The organism is Vibrio sp. IB15 (genome assembly GCF_016406055.1).
Taxonomy (GTDB): domain Bacteria; phylum Pseudomonadota; class Gammaproteobacteria; order Enterobacterales; family Vibrionaceae; genus Vibrio; species Vibrio chagasii.
In genome coordinates, this window is the sequence record NZ_JAEFCE010000050.1 from 18,376 (window position 1) to 37,406 (window position 19,031).

Below are 19,031 nucleotides of genomic sequence, written 5' to 3' on the forward strand. Positions count from 1 at the left end.
CGAGATAAAAATTACAATGAAAATTTTCAGCAATTTCGAAAGCGGCAACATTCACGTCGTTTCAGCAGATTCACCACAAAACATTCAACTGACTATCCCTGCAGACAACCAAACTGAAATCTCTCAGTGGTTCCATTTCCGTTTAGAAAGTGAAGCGCAACAAGCGCACCATTTTGAAATCGGTCAATTGGCAACGTCTGCTTACCCTGAGGGCTGGAAGGATTACGATGTAGTTGCATCGTATGACCGCGAAGAGTGGTTCCGTATCCCATCTCAGTTCGATGGTGAGACGCTGAGCTTTAACATCATTCCTGAGCACGACTCAATGTACTTCGCGTACTTTGCGCCATACTCATACGATCGTCACCAAGATCTTCTGCACAGTGCACAAACTCACCCTGCGTGTAAGCTTGAAACACTAGGCCACACGCTAGACAACAACGACATCACTTTGCTAACCATTGGTGAACCAAGTGAAGAGAAGAAAAATATTTGGGTTATTGGTCGTCAACATCCTGGCGAGACAATGGCTGAATGGTTGATTGAAGGCCTGCTTCAGCGCCTACTTGACGAAACAGACACAGTAGGTCGTTCTCTTCTCGACAGCGTAGTATTCCGCGTTGTTCCGAACATGAACCCAGATGGCAGTATCCGTGGTCACCTACGTACCAACGCAATTGGCGTGAACCTGAACCGCGAATGGCAATCACCGTCTATGGAACGCAGCCCTGAAGTATTCCTTGTGCGTGAACGCATGTTAGAAACTGGCGTTGATATGTGTTTAGACATTCATGGCGATGAAGCGATTCCATATAACTTTGTGGCAGGTAGCGAAGGTACACCTTCTTACAATGAGCGCATCGCGAAGCTAGAGAACCACTTCAAGCAAGCACTACTCACGATTACGCCAGAGTTCCAAGACGAGTTTGGCTACGATAAAGACGAGCCAGGCAAAGCAAACATGACGGTTGGTACCAACTGGATCGGTGAGCAGTTTAAGTGTTTGGCATACACAGTGGAGATGCCATTTAAAGATCATATCAGCCACGCTGACGAACTTTACGGTTGGTCGCCAGAGCGTAGTGTTGCGTTTGGTCACGACATGCTAGCGGCGGTTTGGGCGACAGTAGACGAGCTATAAAGCAACAAGTGTCTTGGCTATCAAAAACCAGGACTATAGATAGAACAAAGCCCAGCACTTGCTAAAGTGCTGGGCTTTTTAATGTTTGCTTATGATTAACGATTAATTGAACCACCTAGCTTTAGACGCCGTTATGCGACTCTCAGGCTTGCAAAAAAGACTGGGTACTTCTTTCGAATGTGCCTTTGCTCAGACACCATATCCTTAAAACTTGGGCCTTGTGATAACTGAACAATCACTTCATCGCCTTCTTGGCGTAACACGGCACCACTAATAGCGACACTGTTGTTTCCGTGCAGCCTCAAAGTACCTGCCATAGAGAAGCCACGATATACCGGGATGATATTACGCATCATAAGGCGAACACCCTTTTCAGAAACCTCACTGACGTGAAAAAGCTCATCCTTAATTCGCATCACCGGACGTGCCTTGTGTGGGTACTTCAAACGGTAATATTTGCGCTTCTGAATGAATGACTTTTCACTCATTTGTGACTCCCTGTCTCTGTTTATTGGCAGTAGTAAACTGGCCGTCCATTCTGACGATTCGTAACTATTTGTGACTATCGAACAGCCTTCCGCCACAGTTTGCAATTCAACTTAGATATTCACCAAACTAATAACTGACTATTATATCGACATTATGTGTTATTGCTTTAGGCATTTGTATAGAGAGACAAGGATTCCATATGATTCACTAAAAAGTGAGATATGAGTCGTATCATCTCAGCCTCAATACCTCATAAGAGCTCATCAAACCTAAAGCTGAAATAAAGCCAGTTGTATACTGAACCCAACAAATAGCACGCCACATACAATATTCATCGTCTGCGAGGTGCGCTTTTGAACCAACAAGCGTTTGAAGGTATCTGCCATTAAAATCACAACCAAGAACCACATTGAAACGACCATTGCCTGAATCCCGCCAAGAATCAGGCTGTCGGAGACAATTGCATCTGTAGTCACAAATTGAGGGAAGATCGATAGATAAAACAGGACGATTTTCGGGTTAAGCAGATTCGTAAGTAGCCCTTTAAAAAACTGGCTATAGAGTTTGCTCCCGGATGCACTCACGACAGAAAGCACTCCCTCTTGAGCACGCAGTGCCGCCCGAAAATGGTTGTAACCTAACCAGAGAAGATACAACACACCCGCCCACTTCAGGCCCTCAAATGCCATTGGCGTTTTCGACAATAGCAGGCTGATACCATTTGCAGAGATAAAAGCGTGGAAAAAGAAACCACATGACACGCCCAACACATTCACAAATGCGAACAACTTCCTTTGAGTCAACGCTGTGCTTAACACAAGCAATGCATTCGGTCCTGGAATAATGGCAATAAAAAAGACAATAACAATGAACAGCCAGATACTATCCCAACTCATTTTGTTCTCATACAGTGAAGGTTTTTAGGGCAGACATTGTACGTCCAATTGATACCATTACAATATGCTTAACGCTTAATTAACTAGTATGGCTAGCGTGCTAAGTTAGCGCATATAATAATTACGTTTATCGTGAAGCAAACAAAACTGATTCTCTAACATTTCTAGCCCTGTTAGACTCCACCTCCCTTTTGATACTTGGTTCATTTATGTCATTTGCTAACCTAACCCTCAACACAAAAACCGTTGCTGCTCTCCCGTCTCAATTCAATAAGCCGACTGAGATCCAACAAGCGGTCATTCCTACGATTGTTTCAGGGAGAGATGTGCTTGCATTGGCTCAAACAGGTAGCGGGAAAACATTGGCATTTGGGTTACCTTTGCTCAATAACATCGACCAAGATTCGAATAATCTGCAAGCGCTTGTCATCGTTCCAACACGCGAGCTAGCATCTCAAGTGACTGAGTCTTTACAACCGATCGCAAGCGCCTTACGTATCAAAACGGTAACGCTCACGGGCGGTGCCAATGCAGATGAGCAACAGCAGCAACTGTCAAGCGCACCTCAGCTCGCTATCGCTACTCCAGGGCGCCTGCTTGCACTCATCAAAAGTGGTGAATTAGAGGTAGCTCAATGCACATCATTAGTTCTTGATGAAGCCGATCGATTGATCGACATGGGCTTTTGGCCAGATATTCAAGCGATCACCGCAGCTCTGCCAGTTAAGCGCCAATCACTGTTATTCTCCGCAACGCTTCCACCTGCGTTGGTGAACCAAGCTGAAACGCTTTTATCAAACCCAGAGAAAATCACCACTCATAAAGAAAACAGCGTTGTAGAAACCATTGAAGAGACACTGTATCTGGTAAACAAAGGCAGTAAAGCTCAAGCATTGATTGCCCTGCTCAATCACAACCCATGGCCACAAGTATTGGTGTTTATGGGCGCGAAAGACAATGCAGACGCATTAACCAAACGGTTAAACAAAGCCAAAATCAGCGTGAGTGCATTACATGGTAACAAGAGCCAAGAAGAGCGCGCGCAGGCGTTAGACAGCTTCAAAAATAGTGATACCCGTGTGCTTATCGCGACCGATGTTATGGCTCGTGGCATCCATATTAATCAGCTACCTATTGTCATTAACTTTGAGTTACCGCCTCATGCAGCGACTTATGTACACCGCGTTGGAAGAACGGCGAGAGCAGGAAGTACTGGTTGTGCAATCTCGTTGGTTAGCCACAGTGAAACTGACTACCTGACTGCCATTCGCACTTTAACCAATAAAGCACTGCCGCTGCAGTCATTGGAAGGCTTCCCAGTCACCGACAAACCAGCATCAGAAACAACGACTCGTAAGCGCCCACCAAAAGACAAAATGGCAAACCGTAGAACAGCGAAAAAGAAGAGCGTAAAACAGTTTAAGAGCAAATCGAATAGCTCTAGATCCCACAGCTCAAAACCCAACAGCACCAAGCCAACGAGATCAAAGTAGAGCGATAGCAACGAGTCAACCTCAGTGCTCAAACTTAGAGGCTGTCATTTCAATTAAATTCAGCCCAGAATTTTCTGGGCTTTTTTGCGCTTCAGATAGCCGCTTCCTAGACCTAAATATGACAATAATGCTGCTCGTTAGATGACATTTTTATGAATTACGAAGGCAAGATATTGATTCTTGGTCGCTCAAAAAAAATACTTTCTGAACACGTTGACGCCCCTATATCTGGCAACTAGATTTTTCTATTAGTGTCTAAAACCAGGAGGTCATTGAAATGAAACGTGCTAGCTCTACATATCGATTACAACTGATTAAGGAAGTGGCAACTCGCCGAGATCGTCAACGTTCTAATGACCCGATGGCCAACTACATTCAAACTCTAATCGACAACAAAGATGACTGTGATACTTCAGTTGAACGCAACCAAAGATTCAGTGGAAACCATTTTGATGAGCACATTGGTGGCTGGATTAGCGATCATTGGGGTAGTAAATAAACCACCAGCTTTGCTGCTGTAGAATTAATCTCCGCATTAACCTATCATCTGCAACAACTTCCAATCATTGAGTAAGCAGAAAGTGTCTGAGTTAAAAAGAGAAAAAGAAGTGATGGTTGCCTTCCAAGTGATCCCTCGTGTTAAAGAAGGCAACAACTTCGAAGTGGTCGATAAAGCAATTGAAGTCGTGAAAAGAAGCCGGTGTTCCCTTCCAAGTCGGTGCGATGGAAACGACCATGAAAGGCGAACTCAATCAATTACTTGATATCATCAAAAATGCTGAGCAGGCTTGTTACGATGCAGGGGCCGTCTAGGTCATCACAAACATCAAGATTCACAGCAAGACCACCGCTGCCGATGATACATTTTGCACGTATCATCGTGGTGTGACGAAAGCGAATCATATGTTTGTGCAAGAAAGTTCTGTTAAAGAAAGACTCTAATTAATCAGTGATGTTATTGAAAAGGCATGTCGGAAAGGTGAGACAATATCTCCATGCGCTCTTCTTCTGACATGGTATGCCAGTCACGCGCGCTTTCCTCGGGGTCGTCTTTAGCCCCTAATCGCTTTCTATCCAAAGCTTTAACTGGTTTCTTGTTGAGTTTTACGTTCTTTTTATTCATACCGACACCACTCCTCTGGTACAAAGGTACCTATCTTGATATTACACCCCAACCATTATGTAAAGTAATAGTTACTTCGGAGTTAAATAAAATCTTAATACATCCTCTTTAGCCAAAAAGATCTCTTTGGGGACTTGTATTTCCCTCTTCGTCGACCTGTTTACCAACCAAGTTTTTTTGCTTCATTATTTTTCGTCTATAGCGCTGACGACACAGCTTTATCACGTGCAATTGCTCTGCGGGAGTCATCGACATCCAATTAAAGCGCTCTTCTCTTTTGCGCATACAACCATTGCAATAGCCTTTGTCATCACTTGAGCAAACCCCAACGCAAGGACTTAGAACTTGGAAAAACTCTAACTGCTCCACCATGCCTCCTTACACATTCAAAATTACGCTTACTATCTCAAAAATAAGCGATTAAGTTGTCGCCACGCCTACGAAATCCATACTAAACTATGACCTTATACTGACACATATAGTGTTTTGTAAACTATACTTTTAACCCATCAAGTTACAGATTTTCGGTAACTTCGTTTTTTCCTTTGGAGCCTTATAATATGAAGTTTAGTTCAAAAAAATTACTAGCAGTAGCCGCTTTACCTATGATGCTAGCAGCATGCACAACAACAGGTGATAACGCGATGCAAGTAACACCAACCGATCTACAGCACCATAATTGGGAACTTGCGCAAATTGATGGCAAGGACATTGAGAAAAGCGAACACCAAGCGACACCTCGCCTAGAAATCGGTGAAAAGATGACTGCAAACGGCGTAGCTGGTTGTAACAACTTCTTTGGCCAAGGCGAGCTGAAAGACGGTCAATTCCGCATTAAGCAAATGGGCATGACAATGAAAATGTGTCACGGTTCAGCGATGGACATCGAGCAATCAGTTTCTGCTACTCTAAGTGAGTGGAGCGACGTAACCCTAACAAAAGATACGCTAGTACTTAAAAACGACGTACACACGCTAACGTACACAATTCGTGACTGGGTAAACTAATCTGTCATCGACATCAAATACCGAAAAGGAGCCTTCATGGCTCCTTTTTTATTGTCTGCTTCAAAGTTCAATCTACCCAAAACGACTCTTCACACCAACTTTTCGTGCCAAGCTCCGATAAATCATAAAAAAACCTCATTTAGATGCAATTAATTCACAGCTTTAACGGTCTGTTGTTAGGATGGCAAAAGCCCAAAGTCTGTTGAGTTGCATAGATAACTACACATTGAACAAAACTCAACCGAGAACTTCCGGCGTCTTCTCAAGTAATTGATTGAATTTACTGTTGAATTAGAATTTATTTGAGAAACAGATAGAATAACTGTTAGGGAGTTCGAAAACACAATGCTCTTGCCCGTTCACTACCAAATGGAAAAGTTTATGAACAAGATAGTAAGTACGTTAGGAATCATGGCAACCGTTGCCTACAGCGCAAGTATTTATGCTGATGAAGCAACATCCACCGATAGCTGGAATCAAATAGAACAGCAGGCAGAAGGACAAACTGTCTACTTTCACGCTTGGGGCGGAAGCCAAGAGATCAACCGTTACCTACAATGGGCAGGCAAGAAGTTACAAAGTGACTATGGCGTAACGTTAAAACATGTAAAAGTCACAGATATCGCTGAAACAGCAACTCGCCTACTTGCGGAGAAAGCCGCAGGTAAGAATAGCGAAGGCAGTGTCGATATCGTTTGGATCAACGGTGAGAACTTTCGTTCGATGAAAGACAACAAACTGTTATTTGGCCCATTCACAGAATCCCTCCCTAACTGGAAGTACGTCGATAAGTCTTTACCGATTGATGTCGACTTTTCTGAACCAACGGAAGGTTTAGAAGCACCTTGGGGCGTTGGGCAATTGGTGTTTATTCACGACCAAGAAACACTGCACAACCCACCACAATCGTTTTCAGAGATGTTGAGCTACGCTCAGGCATTCCCTAACCGTTTAAGCTACCCTCGCCCACCAGAATTTCATGGCACTAGCTTTATTAAGTCTTTACTGATTGAGCTAACCAACAATAGCCCAGAACTCGCTAAGCCTGTTTCAGAAGAGAACTTCCAAGCGATCACTGCACCACTATGGGCTTACTTAGATAAATTCCACAAAGTTGCATGGCGTGGTGGCAAACAATTCCCGGCAGGCACATCAGAAAGTATTCAGCTTTTGGATGACGGACAACTCGACCTCGCGATTACATTCAATCCAAACTCTGTGTATTCAGCGCAATCAAGTGGTCGTTTAACAGAAACAACCAAAGCTTATGCATTAGAAAGCGGTGCCCTATCTAATATTCACTTCCTTGCGATCCCTTGGAATGCCAATGCTACCGCAGGCGCACAAGTGACCATCAACTTCTTGTTAAGCCCAGGAGCACAATCGCGCAAAGGTGACCTCAATGTTTGGGGTGACCCTTCAGTATTGAGCAGCAAGTACCTAACAGGTAGCGCTAAGAATACTCAGCAATTTAAATCGATTGATGAACCACACCCAAGCTGGCAAAACGCACTCGAGAAAGAGTGGCTAAAGCGATACGGTAACTAAGCTCGATGCTACGTGCTCTATATTTTGTCGTTATAGTGGTATGCATTATCCCAACAATTCCTGGGGTAGCGGGAGTAGTGGCTTCGTCACTCAGTTATATTCCGCCCCTAGGGTTGATGGAGCCCTCTCTCAACGGTTTTAGTCAAGTATTCCAATGGGAAGGCGCTTGGCACTCTATTGGTTTGAGTCTTGGTTCTGCGATTGTTAGCAGCTATATCGCCTGCTTTCTTACCTTTTGTATTCTCCAAGCTTCGTGGGGAAACCGATTTTGGAGAAAGATCGAACTGACCCTTTCACCTATGCTGGCTATTCCCCATGTGGCTTTCGCCATTGGCTTTGCTTTTCTATTTAGCCCGACAGGTCTCGGAGCGAGAGCTGTGCATCATTTGCTTGGTGAATCCGCGACCAGTTCCGAGTTAGCGTTACTCGTAAAAGATCCGTATGCATTTGGCTTGATCATTATGATGGCACTTAAAGAAGTGCCTTTCTTATTGCTCATGAGTATATCGATACTTCAACAAATTGACGTTGAGCGTATTACTAAGGTGAGTGCTTCATTGGGTTATAGTCGCTCACAGATATGGTGGAAGTGCATTTTCCCACAATGGTTCACCAAGCTTCGCTTCCCAATGTTGGCGGTGCTCGCTTACAGTGTATCGGTTGTCGATATTGCGCTAATCATTGGCCCAACTAACCCGCCTACTTTTGCCGTTTTAGTATGGCAATGGTTTAACGATCCCGATCTTAACCTACTGCCGAGAGCAGCGGCTGGCGCTATTGTTCTGTTTGGCTTAGCGTCCTTGATCATCGCCTTAGCCCGCTTCATTGAATGGGCTGTATTGAAGTTCTTTAGAGCTTGGCAATATTCGGGGCGAACAGGCATTAAACTACCAGGAAAAACCGTATTCACAGCTTTGGCAACACTATCACTCGCAATCATTCCTTTGATGATGATTTGGAGCGTGGCTCAACGTTGGCGCTTCCCTGACTTACTTCCGAGTCGCTACAGCATGCGCTTTTGGGAATTTGAATGGGATGGCATCATGAGTACCGTTGCTCAAAGCTTATGGATTGGTCTGATCGCAGCTTCAGTTGCGCTGGTCCTTGCACTGATTGCTCATGAATACCGAGTCAAATACAAGTGGCAAGTGCCTGGTTTCGTCATCGCTATTCCAATGTTGATACCACAACTATCGGTATTATTTGGTATGCAAGTCACCACGCTCTATGTAGGAAGCAATGCCTATGAATTCTGGGTGATTTGGGCACACGTATTTTTCGCCTTTCCATTTGTCTATTTATCTTTAGATGGACCATGGAAAAGCTTCAACGATGGACTCATTAAAGCATCACTCAGCTTGGGTAAATCACCATTTCAAAGTTGGTACTCCATCAAACTGCCTATTTTATTACCTGCCATTGCCTTTGCGTGGGCCGTTGGTATCAGCGTGAGTTTGGCTCAATACTTACCAACATTGATGTTAGGCGCAGGGCGTATTAGCACCATCACTACAGAAGCTGTCGCCCTAACGAGCGGCTTCGACCGCAGAGTGACCGCAATTTATGCCATTTGGCAGGCCTTATTGCCTCTGTTCTTTTTCTCTTTAGCGATATTAGTCAGCCGACTTCAACTCAGATATCGCCGTCTTACTTTCAAAGGTTTCTTAAGTAATGAGTCTGTACCTCAACGACCTCGCCATCAGTAAAACCGATGGGGCTTCGCTGTTCTCAGCGCTAAACGTAACATTAGAATCGGGCCAAATACTGGCGTTGATGGGCCCGAGTGGCTGCGGAAAGTCGACCTTATTGGACGCCATCGCAGGCCACTTGAATGAAGAGTTTTCCTACTCTGGAAGTGTTGTTTTGAATAACATTCATCTGGATGAGCTCCCATCACATCAACGTGAGGTCGGTATTCTTTTTCAAGATGATCTATTGTTCCCTCACTTAAAAGTATGGGAAAACTTGGCATTCTCACTACCTAATTCGGTTAAAGGCTCTGCTCGCCAACAGCAAGCCATGGCAGCGTTAAAAGACATTGAATTGACCCACTTAGCAGAGTCTTTTCCTGATCAGATTTCTGGTGGTCAACGAGCGAGAATCAGTTTAACTCGTATGTTGTTGGCTAAGCCTAAATTGGCTCTACTTGATGAACCGTTCAGTAAGTTAGACCAAGAGCTCAGAGCACAATTTCGAGACTGGGTGTTTGAGCAATTAACCAAAGCCAATATCCCAACCCTGATGGTGACACACGACGAAGCGGATGTGCCTCAAGGGGCTCAGGTACTCTCTTGGCCATGGAGAAGCAACCATGCTGGATAAGTACTCTATAAAGATCATCAAGTGGCCATTCAACCAGTCTGCAAAAGTACTGAATCGAGCCGGTATTACCGCTAATCAAACCACCCTATTCGGTTTTTTAGTCGGCTGTTTAGCGTTTCCGGCGTTGGCGTTTGAGCAATATGAGTGGGCGTTAGGTTTCATCATTTTCAACAGAGTTTGTGATGGGCTTGATGGCGCCTTGGCCCGAATCCAAGGTATCAGTGATGCGGGTGGCTTCCTAGATATCAGCCTAGACTTCCTTTTCTATTCGTTGATTCCTTTTGGCTTCGTGATTGCGAACCCTGAGCATAACGCCATTGCTGGTGCATTTTTAATCTTCTCTTTTATCGGTACAGGCAGTAGCTTTCTGGCGTTTGCAGTCATGGCAGGCAAACGAGGAATCGAAAACCCCGTTTATAAGCACAAGTCGCTCTACTACATGTCTGGCCTAACCGAAGGGACAGAAACTATCGCCTGTTTCATTGCCTTTTGTATTTGGCCACAACACTTTGCGGTTATTGCCTATGCCTTTGGGGCGGCGTGTTGGCTGACTACGTTCATGCGTATCTATTTTGGGTTCCAAACTCTTAAGACTCAGCAAGAGAGTTAGCAATCTAACGACAAAAACAAGATGCAAAAACGCCGCTCAATATGAGCGGCGTTTTTCTAACTGATGTTTAGAATCAATTAAGCGTCAGTAGAAGCGCTAATCTTAAATCTCAGTACCTTCAGACTTGAATCAAGGTCAACATCCACAAACTCAGGTGGGTTGTCTAGGCGTTCAATAAACTCAACGTTTGGCGCTTCTTCTGCCATCGTCTCGATAAGGAAGTTAGGTGACACTGCCGGTGAGTTAACACATGCGATCACTTCACCGCCTTCCGTTAGAAGCTCCGGCAAACGACGTAAGATCTTTTTGTAGTCTTTAGTTAGGGCGAAGCTGCCTTTTTGGAACGAAGGTGGGTCGATAATCACCAACTCATAAGGACCACCCTTCTTGATTTTTCCCCACGACTTAAAGATGTCGTAACCAAGGAAATTCACCGAACGCATGTCATGCTCATTCAAACGGTGGTTATCACGACCTTTGTTTAGTGAGCCTCGTGACATATCAACGTTCAAGCATTGACGAGCGCCACCCGCAATAGCTGCCACAGAGAAGCCACAAGTGTATGCGAACAAGTTAAGTACGTTCTTGCCCTTGGCATTGTCTTGCACCCATTGACGGCCATTACGCATGTCTAGGAACAGACCAAAGTTCTGGTTGCGACCAATGTCTAACTGATACTTAAGACCATGCTCAACAACTACTGGGGAGTCGTTGAGCTCACCCCATAATACTTCCGAAGGTGCGCCGTCAGCATAACGGTGTTGAAGCACGATGCTTGTGCCTTGCTTGGTTTGCCAGATATCTTTGCTGGTCAACGCTAACAAGCCATCTTTAAGCGATGACAAAAACGCGTCATCAACCTCTTTAAACACATTCACCAATAATTGGCCATCGACCCAATCACATGTGATCTGTTCTAGGCCTGGCCAAAACTTACCACGACCATGAAAAATACGACGTAGCTCGTTAGGTACTTCGTTTAGCTGTTGTTCGATATGTTCAAAAAATACCGGTAAAGCAGATGCTTCCATTATTTCACTCACTTAGTATTTAGCTTTGGCCAACTTAATGACCAAGGTTCAAGCCAACCGTCCAAACCGTTAGATACGGTTTCTTGGTGCCACTTCTCGCCTAAAGAGTCTAGGCTCCTTGGGTCACAGACAAATTGGTAGGCTTGTGATTGATAGGTAAATCGAATCGCGAAGGCGTGCAGATAACCTCTGTCAGCCTCACTCGATGGATTATAAATTGGGTCACCAACGATGGCTGAGCCTATCGACTTCATCGCCACGCGGATCTGGTGCGTGCGCCCTGTAAAGGGTTTACATAAAAGAAGTCGCTCACCAGGTTCAGCCGCTGCTGATAGAAATTGAGTTATCGCTGGGTTTTCTTTGGTTGTTAAGAGTTTCCAGCTAGAGCGTCGTGAACGCTCCATATCCCCAGAAATCAAACCCTGCTTTTTCTTCGGCTTCTTAGAACCAATCGCCAAGTAGTACTTCTCCACTTCGCGCTCAGCAAATAGCTGTGAAAGCTCACTCGCTGCTGATGCACTCTTGGCTAATAACAGAATACCTGAAGTCATTTTATCGAGACGATGAACGAGATACAGCTTAGGCTCATTGATTGCCTTAGCGACTTCTTGAAGCAGCATGGTATCGCCGTCGTCTTTGTGGACGCTGACTCCAGGGTGCTTATTGATGAGTAAAAAATCAGAGTGATTGAGAAGAATATCGAACATGTAAAGGCTAGCTCCGTTATAGAAGGTGGAGTATACCCTGTCTGAAACCAGATGCCAGCCACGAAAAAGCTCAACTCACTCAATAAACATTGAATCGTTGGGCTTGTTTCTCGCTGTCTGCATTTAAGGGTAGGTTTTAACCCCTATCAATAGAAACTAAGCGAGCTTGAACTTACCAACCAAAGCTTCTAGCTCCGCAACCTTACCGTTCAAACCTGAAGTGTTTTCTGAGCTGCGTGTTGCTAGTTGCAAGGATTGCTCAGAGATATCGCTGATCGCCGTAATGTCTGCAGCAATTTCTTTGGTCACAGCGGTCTGCTCTTCTGCTGCGGTCGCAATTGAGTTAACCATACTTTGCACGTTGCCCGCACCGCTTACAATCGCTTCTAAAGCAGAAACCGCACCAGAGCTTTGCTCAACACCAATCTCGACCAAACGGCAGTTATCTTGGGTATAAGTCACCGCTTCTTGAGTACCAGACTGAATCGATTGGATAATGCCAGACACTTCTTGTGTCGCTTTGGTTGTTCTCTCAGCTAGCGCCCGCACTTCATCGGCAACCACAGCAAAACCACGACCAAACTCACCCGCACGTGCCGCCTCAATCGCCGCATTCAGAGCCAATAGGTTCGTTTGCTCAGCAATGTCTTCGATAACTTTGATAACGCTACCAATCTGCTCACCATGAGAGCCCAAAGTATTCATTTGCAGTGACATATCACTCATTTGAGTCGACACCTGTTGAATACTCGCCACCATTTCGACAATCACATTACGCCCATCTTCTGCAGACGTTTCAGAGCGGCGGGCTTCTTCATAAGTAGACGTACCCTGCTGTGCCACTTCTGAAATGGTCAAGCTTAACTCTTCAGCAGCCGTTGCAATCAAGTTCGCTTTGTCAGCTTGAGCGGAAGCTCCCGTGACGATGTCTTGGCTAATAGAAGATAGTTCGCCCGTAACAGATTGAACTTCGTGTGTCACAGAAGAAATAGAGCCGAGTAAGTCCACTAACGACTTCTGCATCTGGTTAATCGAGCCAGCAAGATCAGCAAGTTCATCACCAGATTCATCGGTAATGTCACCTGCCGTTAAATCACCATTTGCCACGCGGCGTGCCACTTGTTCAACACGAGTCAGACGGTTAGTGATAGAACTCGACAACATATACGCGATCACACAACCGAAGACGATAGCAATCGCAGACAACACCATAATAGTGCGTTCAATAGTAGTAAATGTATCGGTGAGTATCAGTAACGACTGCTCGGTATCCGCTCGCTCACTTGCAGATGCTTGATCCAGTAAGTTTTCAATGGGTATCAAGTTGGTCTCGTATAGAGAACGCAGCTGTTGAATGTTGGCTAATAGCTCAGACTGATCATTGATCTTAGGCACAAGCTTAGATTCAAACTCTTGGGTGAAGCGTCCCATTAACTCTTCAATACGCAGAATACGGCGATGATCTTCAGAGCCTCTGCTTTCCAAACGTTTTGCCTGTTCAATAGCCTGAGCGAGCTCGCTCTTATTAGTGCGGTAGTCATTCAAAGCGTTATCAACCTGAGTAATTGCACCCAGCGCATCTCGGTATACATCACCCGCTTCATCAATCAGTACAAGATAGGTAACAGTCCCCGGAACATCGTCCATTCTAATTTCATCTGCGCTTTTATGGGCATCAATGACTTCAAACCAGACGATGGTAACTAAGGTAACAAGCACCGCCAAAATTGAACCAAAACCGGCATACAGTTTCTTTCTCACTGACAATTTCACACAACACCTACCTAAATAAACGACAGCTTATACAGCCTTAACATTTAATATATCGTCTACCAGACGGATAACTTTAGTGAATACCAACGATTATTTTTTATCGATTATTAAGTTACAGGTACAAAAAAACGGGAGCCATTGCTCCCGTTTTTTCGTTATTTACTTAGCTTGCGATTATAGCTTCTTAGAGATAAGCGCAGAGCCAGCAATAATACCAATACCTAGTAGCATGATTGCACCTTTACCGCTGTCGAAGCCAGAAGAGATACCCATGAATGCAACGATTGCGATAGCTACTGGGATGATGTACTTAACTAGTGTGTACCATAGACCGAATAGTGGGAAAGATACTTCACCGTCGTTAGTGATTTCTTTCTCTAGGTCTGCTCGGTTTAGTCTCCAACCAGCGAAGATACATACCAACATACCGCCAACAGCTAGGAAGATCTTATCTGTCAGTAGGTCGAAGATATCAAATGCGCCCGTGTCGAATAGTGTTGGACCAACGCCACCTAGAGATAGAGAAGCGAAGATACATAGCGCAGCCATTACCACACTTGCAGACAGTACTGCTGTTACACGCTTCATGCCTTTCTCGTCGATTAGGTAAGAAACCACAACCTCTAGTAGAGAAACAGAAGATGTTAGAGCTGCAACACTTAGACCGATGAAGAACATAAGTGCGAATAGAAGACCAATTACGCCGCCCATTTCAGCAAATAGCTGAGGAACAACAACGAATACTAGACCTGGACCTGCTGCTGGTTCCATACCGAATGCGAACATCGCTGGGAACATTGCAACACCAGCTAGGATAGCAACACCTGTATCCATTGCTGTAACCATAGCGGTAGTTTGAACTAGGTTTTCTTTCTTCTTAAGGTAAGAACCGTAAGTCAACATACAACCCATACCTAAAGATAGTGAGAAGAATGCTTGGCCAAGTGCAGCTAGAATTACGTTGCTGTCTACCTTAGAGAAGTCAGGGCTGAATAGGAACTCAAGACCTGCCATAGAACCTGGAAGAGTCAGACCTTTGATCGATACCACGATAAGGATCAGGAATAGCAGTGGCATTAAAACCTTACCCGCTTTCTCGATACCGCCCGAGATACCTTTCATAACGATAACAACGTTAAGAAGTAGGTATAGACCCATCCACATTAGTGGTTGAACTGGGTTAGAGATGAAACCACCGAAGCTGTCACCGATTGCTTCAGGTGCGTCTAGAAGACCACCAGCAATCTTACCGATGTATGCGATAGACCAGCCGCCTACTACAGGGTAGAAACCCATGATAAGTAGACCACTTACTACGCCAATAACACCAGCGAACGTCCAACGACGGTCAGTTGATTTAAATGCACCTACTGCTGATTTTTGCGTATGACGGCCAATAGCAAATTCAGTCAGCATTACACTGAAACCGATGAAAATTACGAAAAACAGGTAAATTGCAACGAATGCACCACCGCCACTCTCGCCTGCTGTGTATGGGAATTTCCAAATGTTACCTAAGCCAACAGCAGAACCTGCTGCAGCCATTACGAATCCTAACTTCGAACCCCAGGTATCACGGGGTGTTGTGGTTGTATTACTAGTAGCCACGTTTACTCCAAAATTTGTGTTGTGTGATGTTGTGTTTTGCTTTGGGTGGCGTCTTTAAAAGATAAGGTGTAAAAACGACTTTACACACTTAGAAGATTTGATTGACGCTCTTTGTATAGCAAGTAAACCAGTTTAAGAATAAAATTGGAAGTCCGAACCGTACATATTTCGTTACCAATGTAAATTTTTATGGTTAAATGCCGCCTTTTCATACAAAACAATCGTTTTCGTCTTAAGTTAACCAAAACTTAACAACTATAACCTGTCTACAGCTTTTGCTCTAATTTGTAAATAGTTGATTCCTTAAATTCCCATATCCACAAAATAGCATTACTATCTAAGTGTCTCTTTTTTCGAGTATTCAATGTGGAAAAGCTCTACCATTTTTTAACTTTAGCCTCTGTCGCTTTGTACTGGGTCCTTGTAGCCGGTGTAACACTGCGTGTTGTACTAAAACGACGCTCTGTCAGCGTTTCTCTCGCTTGGCTAATGGTTATCTACATTATTCCAATTGTAGGTGTGGCTTGTTACTTCCTTTTTGGCGAGCTGAACCTCGGTAGAAAAAGGGCTGAACGTGCACATCGCATGTTTACTCCCTTTGGTGATTGGTTCCGTCAATTGAACGATTGCCAACTTCACCAACCAGGGAAAGTCGGCTCACCTATCCATAAGATTGACGAGCTTTGTAACAATCGAATGGGCATTCCTGCGCTCAGTGGAAACACTCTATCTCTACAATCTTCAACAAACGAGATCCTACACGCAATTATTGAAGATATAGAAAATGCCCAAACCAGTATTAAGATGGTTTTCTATATTTGGCACCCAGGTGGCCTAACAGACTCGGTTGCCTCTGCTCTGATTGGCGCAGCAAAACGCGGCGTAGATGTTAAAGTTTTGCTCGATTCAGCGGGTAGTCCACGCTTTTTCAAAAGCCATTGGCTACCAATGATGGAAGATGCCGGTGTGCAGGTTGTACAAGCGCTGGAAGTAAGCCCTTGGCGTATTTTCTTGCGACGCCTTGATCTAAGGCAACACCGTAAGATCATCGTGATAGATGAGACTATTGCCTACACAGGCTCGATGAACATGGTCGACCCTGCTCATTTCAAACAAAGCTCAGGAGTGGGTCAGTGGATCGATGTCATGGTCCGTGTGACAGGCCCAACCGTTAACGTACTCTCTGCAATCCATGGTTGGGACTGGGAAGTAGAAACCGGAGACCGCATTCTACCTGAACTGCCTGAATGTTCAGTAGAAGAAGCGGTGACGCATCATCCCGTACAAGTGGTACCGTCGGGCCCAGGTATGCCGGAATATTTGATCCTACAGGTTCTGACTATTGCGATTAATCAGGCTAACCATACCGTGCGTATTACGACCCCTTATTTTGTGCCGAGTGCGGACTTATTAGAAACACTTAAGATGACGGCTCAACGCGGTGTCAAAGTCGAACTCATCATTCCTCATAACAATGATTCGTTAATGGTGAAATGGGCCTCTCGCGCTTTCTATACCGAATTGCTCGAAGCCGGAGTTAAAATCTACGAATTCTATGGTGGCCTTCTTCATACCAAGTCAGTAGTCATTGATGAAGAGTTCTGCTTGATTGGAACGGTCAATATCGACATGCGCAGTTTATGGCTCAACTTCGAAGTGACGCTCGCGGTGGATGATGTACATTTCACTCAGAACCTCTCTGAACTGCAGAAATCTTACATCGATTCATCCCACTCAGTTGAGTTAGAGCAATGGGAGCAAAGAAGTTTACGCAACCGCTTCTTTGAAAGACTGTTCTATCTATTCAATCCTCTTCTGTAATTTAAGCGGTGAGCTGTAATAGCTCGCCGTTTCCCCATCGATCATTTTAATCTTTCGCTCTTTACTGAGTGAAAGATTAAAAATCGTAAGAAAAGCGTAAAAAACCCCGCTCCGCTCTTGCTTTGAATACTCTTGGCATGTTTTAAATAGGACATAACCGATTGATAAGGAATTCACAGCATGTCCGAGAACAAAACCACTAAACTGATCACAGCCGGTCGTGATAAGAAGTGGACCAATGGTGTTGTTAACCCACCAGTACAACGCGCTTCAACTGTCGTATTTAACTCAGTAGAAGAGAAGCGTAAAGCTACGATTAACCGCGCTAACAAGACCCTTTTTTACGGACGTCGTGGAACTAACACTCATTTTGCCTTCCAAGATGCGATGGTTGAAGTGGAAGGCGGCGCAGGCTGTGCACTCTACCCTTGTGGAACGGCAGCTATCTCTAATGCGATCCTTTCTTTTGTAGAAACAGGCGACCATATTCTGATGGTTGACACTTGCTACGAGCCAACTCGCGATTTCTGTGACACCATCATGAAAAAGATGGGCGTAGAAACCACCTACTACGAACCAACAATTGGCGAAGGCATCAAAGAGCTTATCAAGCCAAATACCAAGGTGTTATTTACCGAGTCTCCGGGTTCAATCACCATGGAAGTTCAGGATGTCCCTACACTCGCGCGTATTGCTCACGAGCATGACATCATCGTGATGTTAGACAACACGTGGGCTGCTGGTGTTAATTTCTCTCCATTTGATTTTGGTGTTGATATCTCAATTCAAGCGGCGACTAAATACATCGTCGGTCACTCTGATGTGATGTTAGGTACTGCCGTTGCCAACGAGAAGTGCTGGGATCAATTAAGAGAACAAAGCTACTTAATGGGCCAATGTGTTTCACCAGATGACGCTTACCTTGGCCTGCGCGGCATTCGTACCTTAGATGTGCGACTACGCCAACATGCGGAAAGCAGTTTAAAAGTCGCGAAGTGGTTAGAAACTCGACCTGAAGTAGACCACGTTCGTCACCCAGCTCTTGAATCATGCCCAGGTCATGAATTCTTTAAACGAGACTTCACCGGTGGTAATGGCCTGTTCTCGTTTGTGCTAAAGAATACGAATACACAAGCAACCACAGCGCTGCTTGATGGTATGAAACACTTCAGCATGGGTTACTCATGGGGTGGATTTGAGAGCTTAATTCTAGCGAACGAGCCGAGCAGCTTTAACAGCCTAAGAACAGTAGCGAATCCAAGCTTCGACGGTACTTTAATTCGCGTACATATCGGCTTAGAAGATGTTGATGATTTGATTGCAGATCTAGAGGCAGGGTTGGATCGCTACAGCGCTCTAGTTTAGCTAGAAACGGTATATTCAACATACAAAAAAGGCAGGATATTCCCTGTCTCTTATACACAAATCCCTAAGCCACGCTTGGGGATTTTTTTTGAACTAT

Annotated in this window: 18 protein-coding genes and 1 pseudogene; 11 read left to right on the plus strand and 8 right to left on the minus strand. The window is 44.8% G+C overall.

Annotated features, from left to right (window positions below; all coding sequences use genetic code 11):
* Positions 1-16 precede the first annotated feature (16 nt).
* Complete coding sequence (locus tag JC606_RS17250; protein WP_198779045.1) at positions 17-1,141, plus strand: M14 family metallopeptidase; 1,125 nt, start codon at positions 17-19, stop codon at positions 1,139-1,141.
* 131 nt (positions 1,142-1,272) lie between these two features.
* Here the strand turns inward: JC606_RS17250 and JC606_RS17255 are convergent, their stop codons facing one another.
* Together JC606_RS17255 and JC606_RS17260 are read right to left on the minus strand one after the other, a co-directional pair.
* Positions 1,273-1,629, minus strand: coding sequence for a PilZ domain-containing protein (locus JC606_RS17255; RefSeq protein ID WP_102425573.1), 357 nt, complete (start codon positions 1,627-1,629; stop codon positions 1,273-1,275).
* Between the two features lie 270 nt (positions 1,630-1,899).
* A complete protein-coding gene (locus JC606_RS17260) occupies positions 1,900-2,526 on the minus strand; it encodes a LysE family translocator (RefSeq protein ID WP_198779046.1) in 627 nt (208 codons plus the stop codon).
* 209 nt (positions 2,527-2,735) lie between these two features.
* Between JC606_RS17260 and JC606_RS17265 the strand changes: the two genes are divergently transcribed.
* The 3 genes and pseudogenes from JC606_RS17265 to JC606_RS17275 all read left to right on the plus strand — a co-directional run bounded on the left by JC606_RS17265 (position 2,736) and on the right by JC606_RS17275 (position 4,961).
* Complete coding sequence (locus JC606_RS17265) at positions 2,736-4,019, plus strand: DEAD/DEAH box helicase (RefSeq protein WP_198779047.1); 1,284 nt, start codon at positions 2,736-2,738, stop codon at positions 4,017-4,019.
* 277 nt (positions 4,020-4,296) lie between these two features.
* Entirely contained in the window at positions 4,297-4,518 is a 222-nt protein-coding gene (locus tag JC606_RS17270; RefSeq protein ID WP_102422914.1) for a hypothetical protein, read from the plus strand.
* A 112-nt stretch (positions 4,519-4,630) separates the two neighbouring features.
* A pseudogene (locus JC606_RS17275) lies at positions 4,631-4,961 on the plus strand (thiamine-binding protein).
* Positions 4,962-4,974: 13 nt separating this feature from the next.
* Here the strand turns inward: JC606_RS17275 and JC606_RS17280 are convergent.
* Positions 4,975-5,142: a hypothetical protein gene (locus JC606_RS17280; protein ID WP_170222451.1), complete on the minus strand. Its 168-nt coding sequence runs from the start codon at positions 5,140-5,142 to the stop codon at positions 4,975-4,977.
* 108 nt (positions 5,143-5,250) lie between these two features.
* Positions 5,251-5,514: a DUF1289 domain-containing protein gene (locus tag JC606_RS17285; protein ID WP_198779048.1), complete on the minus strand. Its 264-nt coding sequence runs from the start codon at positions 5,512-5,514 to the stop codon at positions 5,251-5,253.
* A gap of 188 nt (positions 5,515-5,702) precedes the next feature.
* On the opposite strand from JC606_RS17285, the gene JC606_RS17290 reads away from it, so the two are divergent.
* The 5 genes from JC606_RS17290 (at position 5,703) to JC606_RS17310 (ending at position 10,629) form a co-directional block, all read left to right on the plus strand.
* Positions 5,703-6,149, plus strand: a complete 447-nt coding sequence (locus tag JC606_RS17290) for an META domain-containing protein (protein WP_061031726.1) — start codon at positions 5,703-5,705, stop codon at positions 6,147-6,149.
* Positions 6,150-6,530: 381 nt separating this feature from the next.
* On the plus strand, positions 6,531-7,697 hold the full coding sequence (locus JC606_RS17295; RefSeq protein ID WP_137407779.1) for an ABC transporter substrate-binding protein: 1,167 nt from the start codon (positions 6,531-6,533) through the stop codon (positions 7,695-7,697).
* A 5-nt stretch (positions 7,698-7,702) separates the two neighbouring features.
* A complete protein-coding gene (locus JC606_RS17300; protein WP_198779049.1) occupies positions 7,703-9,403 on the plus strand; it encodes an ABC transporter permease in 1,701 nt (566 codons plus the stop codon).
* Entirely contained in the window at positions 9,369-10,019 is a 651-nt protein-coding gene (locus JC606_RS17305) for an ATP-binding cassette domain-containing protein (RefSeq protein WP_198779050.1), read from the plus strand. The genes JC606_RS17300 and JC606_RS17305 overlap by 35 nt, the downstream gene beginning before the upstream one ends.
* Positions 10,009-10,629 carry a CDP-alcohol phosphatidyltransferase family protein gene (locus tag JC606_RS17310; RefSeq protein WP_198779051.1) on the plus strand — a complete coding sequence of 207 codons (621 nt, stop codon included), beginning with the start codon at positions 10,009-10,011 and terminating at the stop codon, positions 10,627-10,629. The genes JC606_RS17305 and JC606_RS17310 overlap by 11 nt, the downstream gene beginning before the upstream one ends.
* Before the next feature lie 77 nt (positions 10,630-10,706).
* On the opposite strand, the gene JC606_RS17315 is transcribed toward JC606_RS17310, so the two are convergent.
* The 4 genes from JC606_RS17315 to JC606_RS17330 form a co-directional block, all read right to left on the minus strand.
* Positions 10,707-11,660, minus strand: a complete 954-nt coding sequence (locus JC606_RS17315) for a class I SAM-dependent methyltransferase (protein WP_102425365.1) — start codon at positions 11,658-11,660, stop codon at positions 10,707-10,709.
* 8 nt (positions 11,661-11,668) lie between these two features.
* Positions 11,669-12,367, minus strand: coding sequence for a TIGR01621 family pseudouridine synthase (locus JC606_RS17320; protein ID WP_137407784.1), 699 nt, complete (start codon positions 12,365-12,367; stop codon positions 11,669-11,671).
* A gap of 156 nt (positions 12,368-12,523) precedes the next feature.
* Entirely contained in the window at positions 12,524-14,140 is a 1,617-nt protein-coding gene (locus JC606_RS17325) for a methyl-accepting chemotaxis protein (RefSeq protein ID WP_198779052.1), read from the minus strand.
* Positions 14,141-14,314: 174 nt separating this feature from the next.
* Positions 14,315-15,748, minus strand: a complete 1,434-nt coding sequence (locus JC606_RS17330) for a sodium-dependent transporter (RefSeq protein ID WP_105059285.1) — start codon at positions 15,746-15,748, stop codon at positions 14,315-14,317.
* A 366-nt stretch (positions 15,749-16,114) separates the two neighbouring features.
* Here JC606_RS17330 and cls point away from each other — a divergent pair, with 366 nt between their 5' ends.
* Both cls and JC606_RS17340 read left to right on the plus strand, forming a co-directional pair.
* The gene (gene cls, locus JC606_RS17335; protein ID WP_137407786.1) at positions 16,115-17,569 is read left to right on the plus strand and encodes a cardiolipin synthase; all 1,455 of its coding nucleotides are present in this window, start codon (positions 16,115-16,117) and stop codon (positions 17,567-17,569) included.
* Between the two features lie 180 nt (positions 17,570-17,749).
* On the plus strand, positions 17,750-18,934 hold the full coding sequence (locus JC606_RS17340) for a cystathionine beta-lyase (RefSeq protein ID WP_137407787.1): 1,185 nt from the start codon (positions 17,750-17,752) through the stop codon (positions 18,932-18,934).
* Positions 18,935-19,031 lie beyond the last annotated feature (97 nt).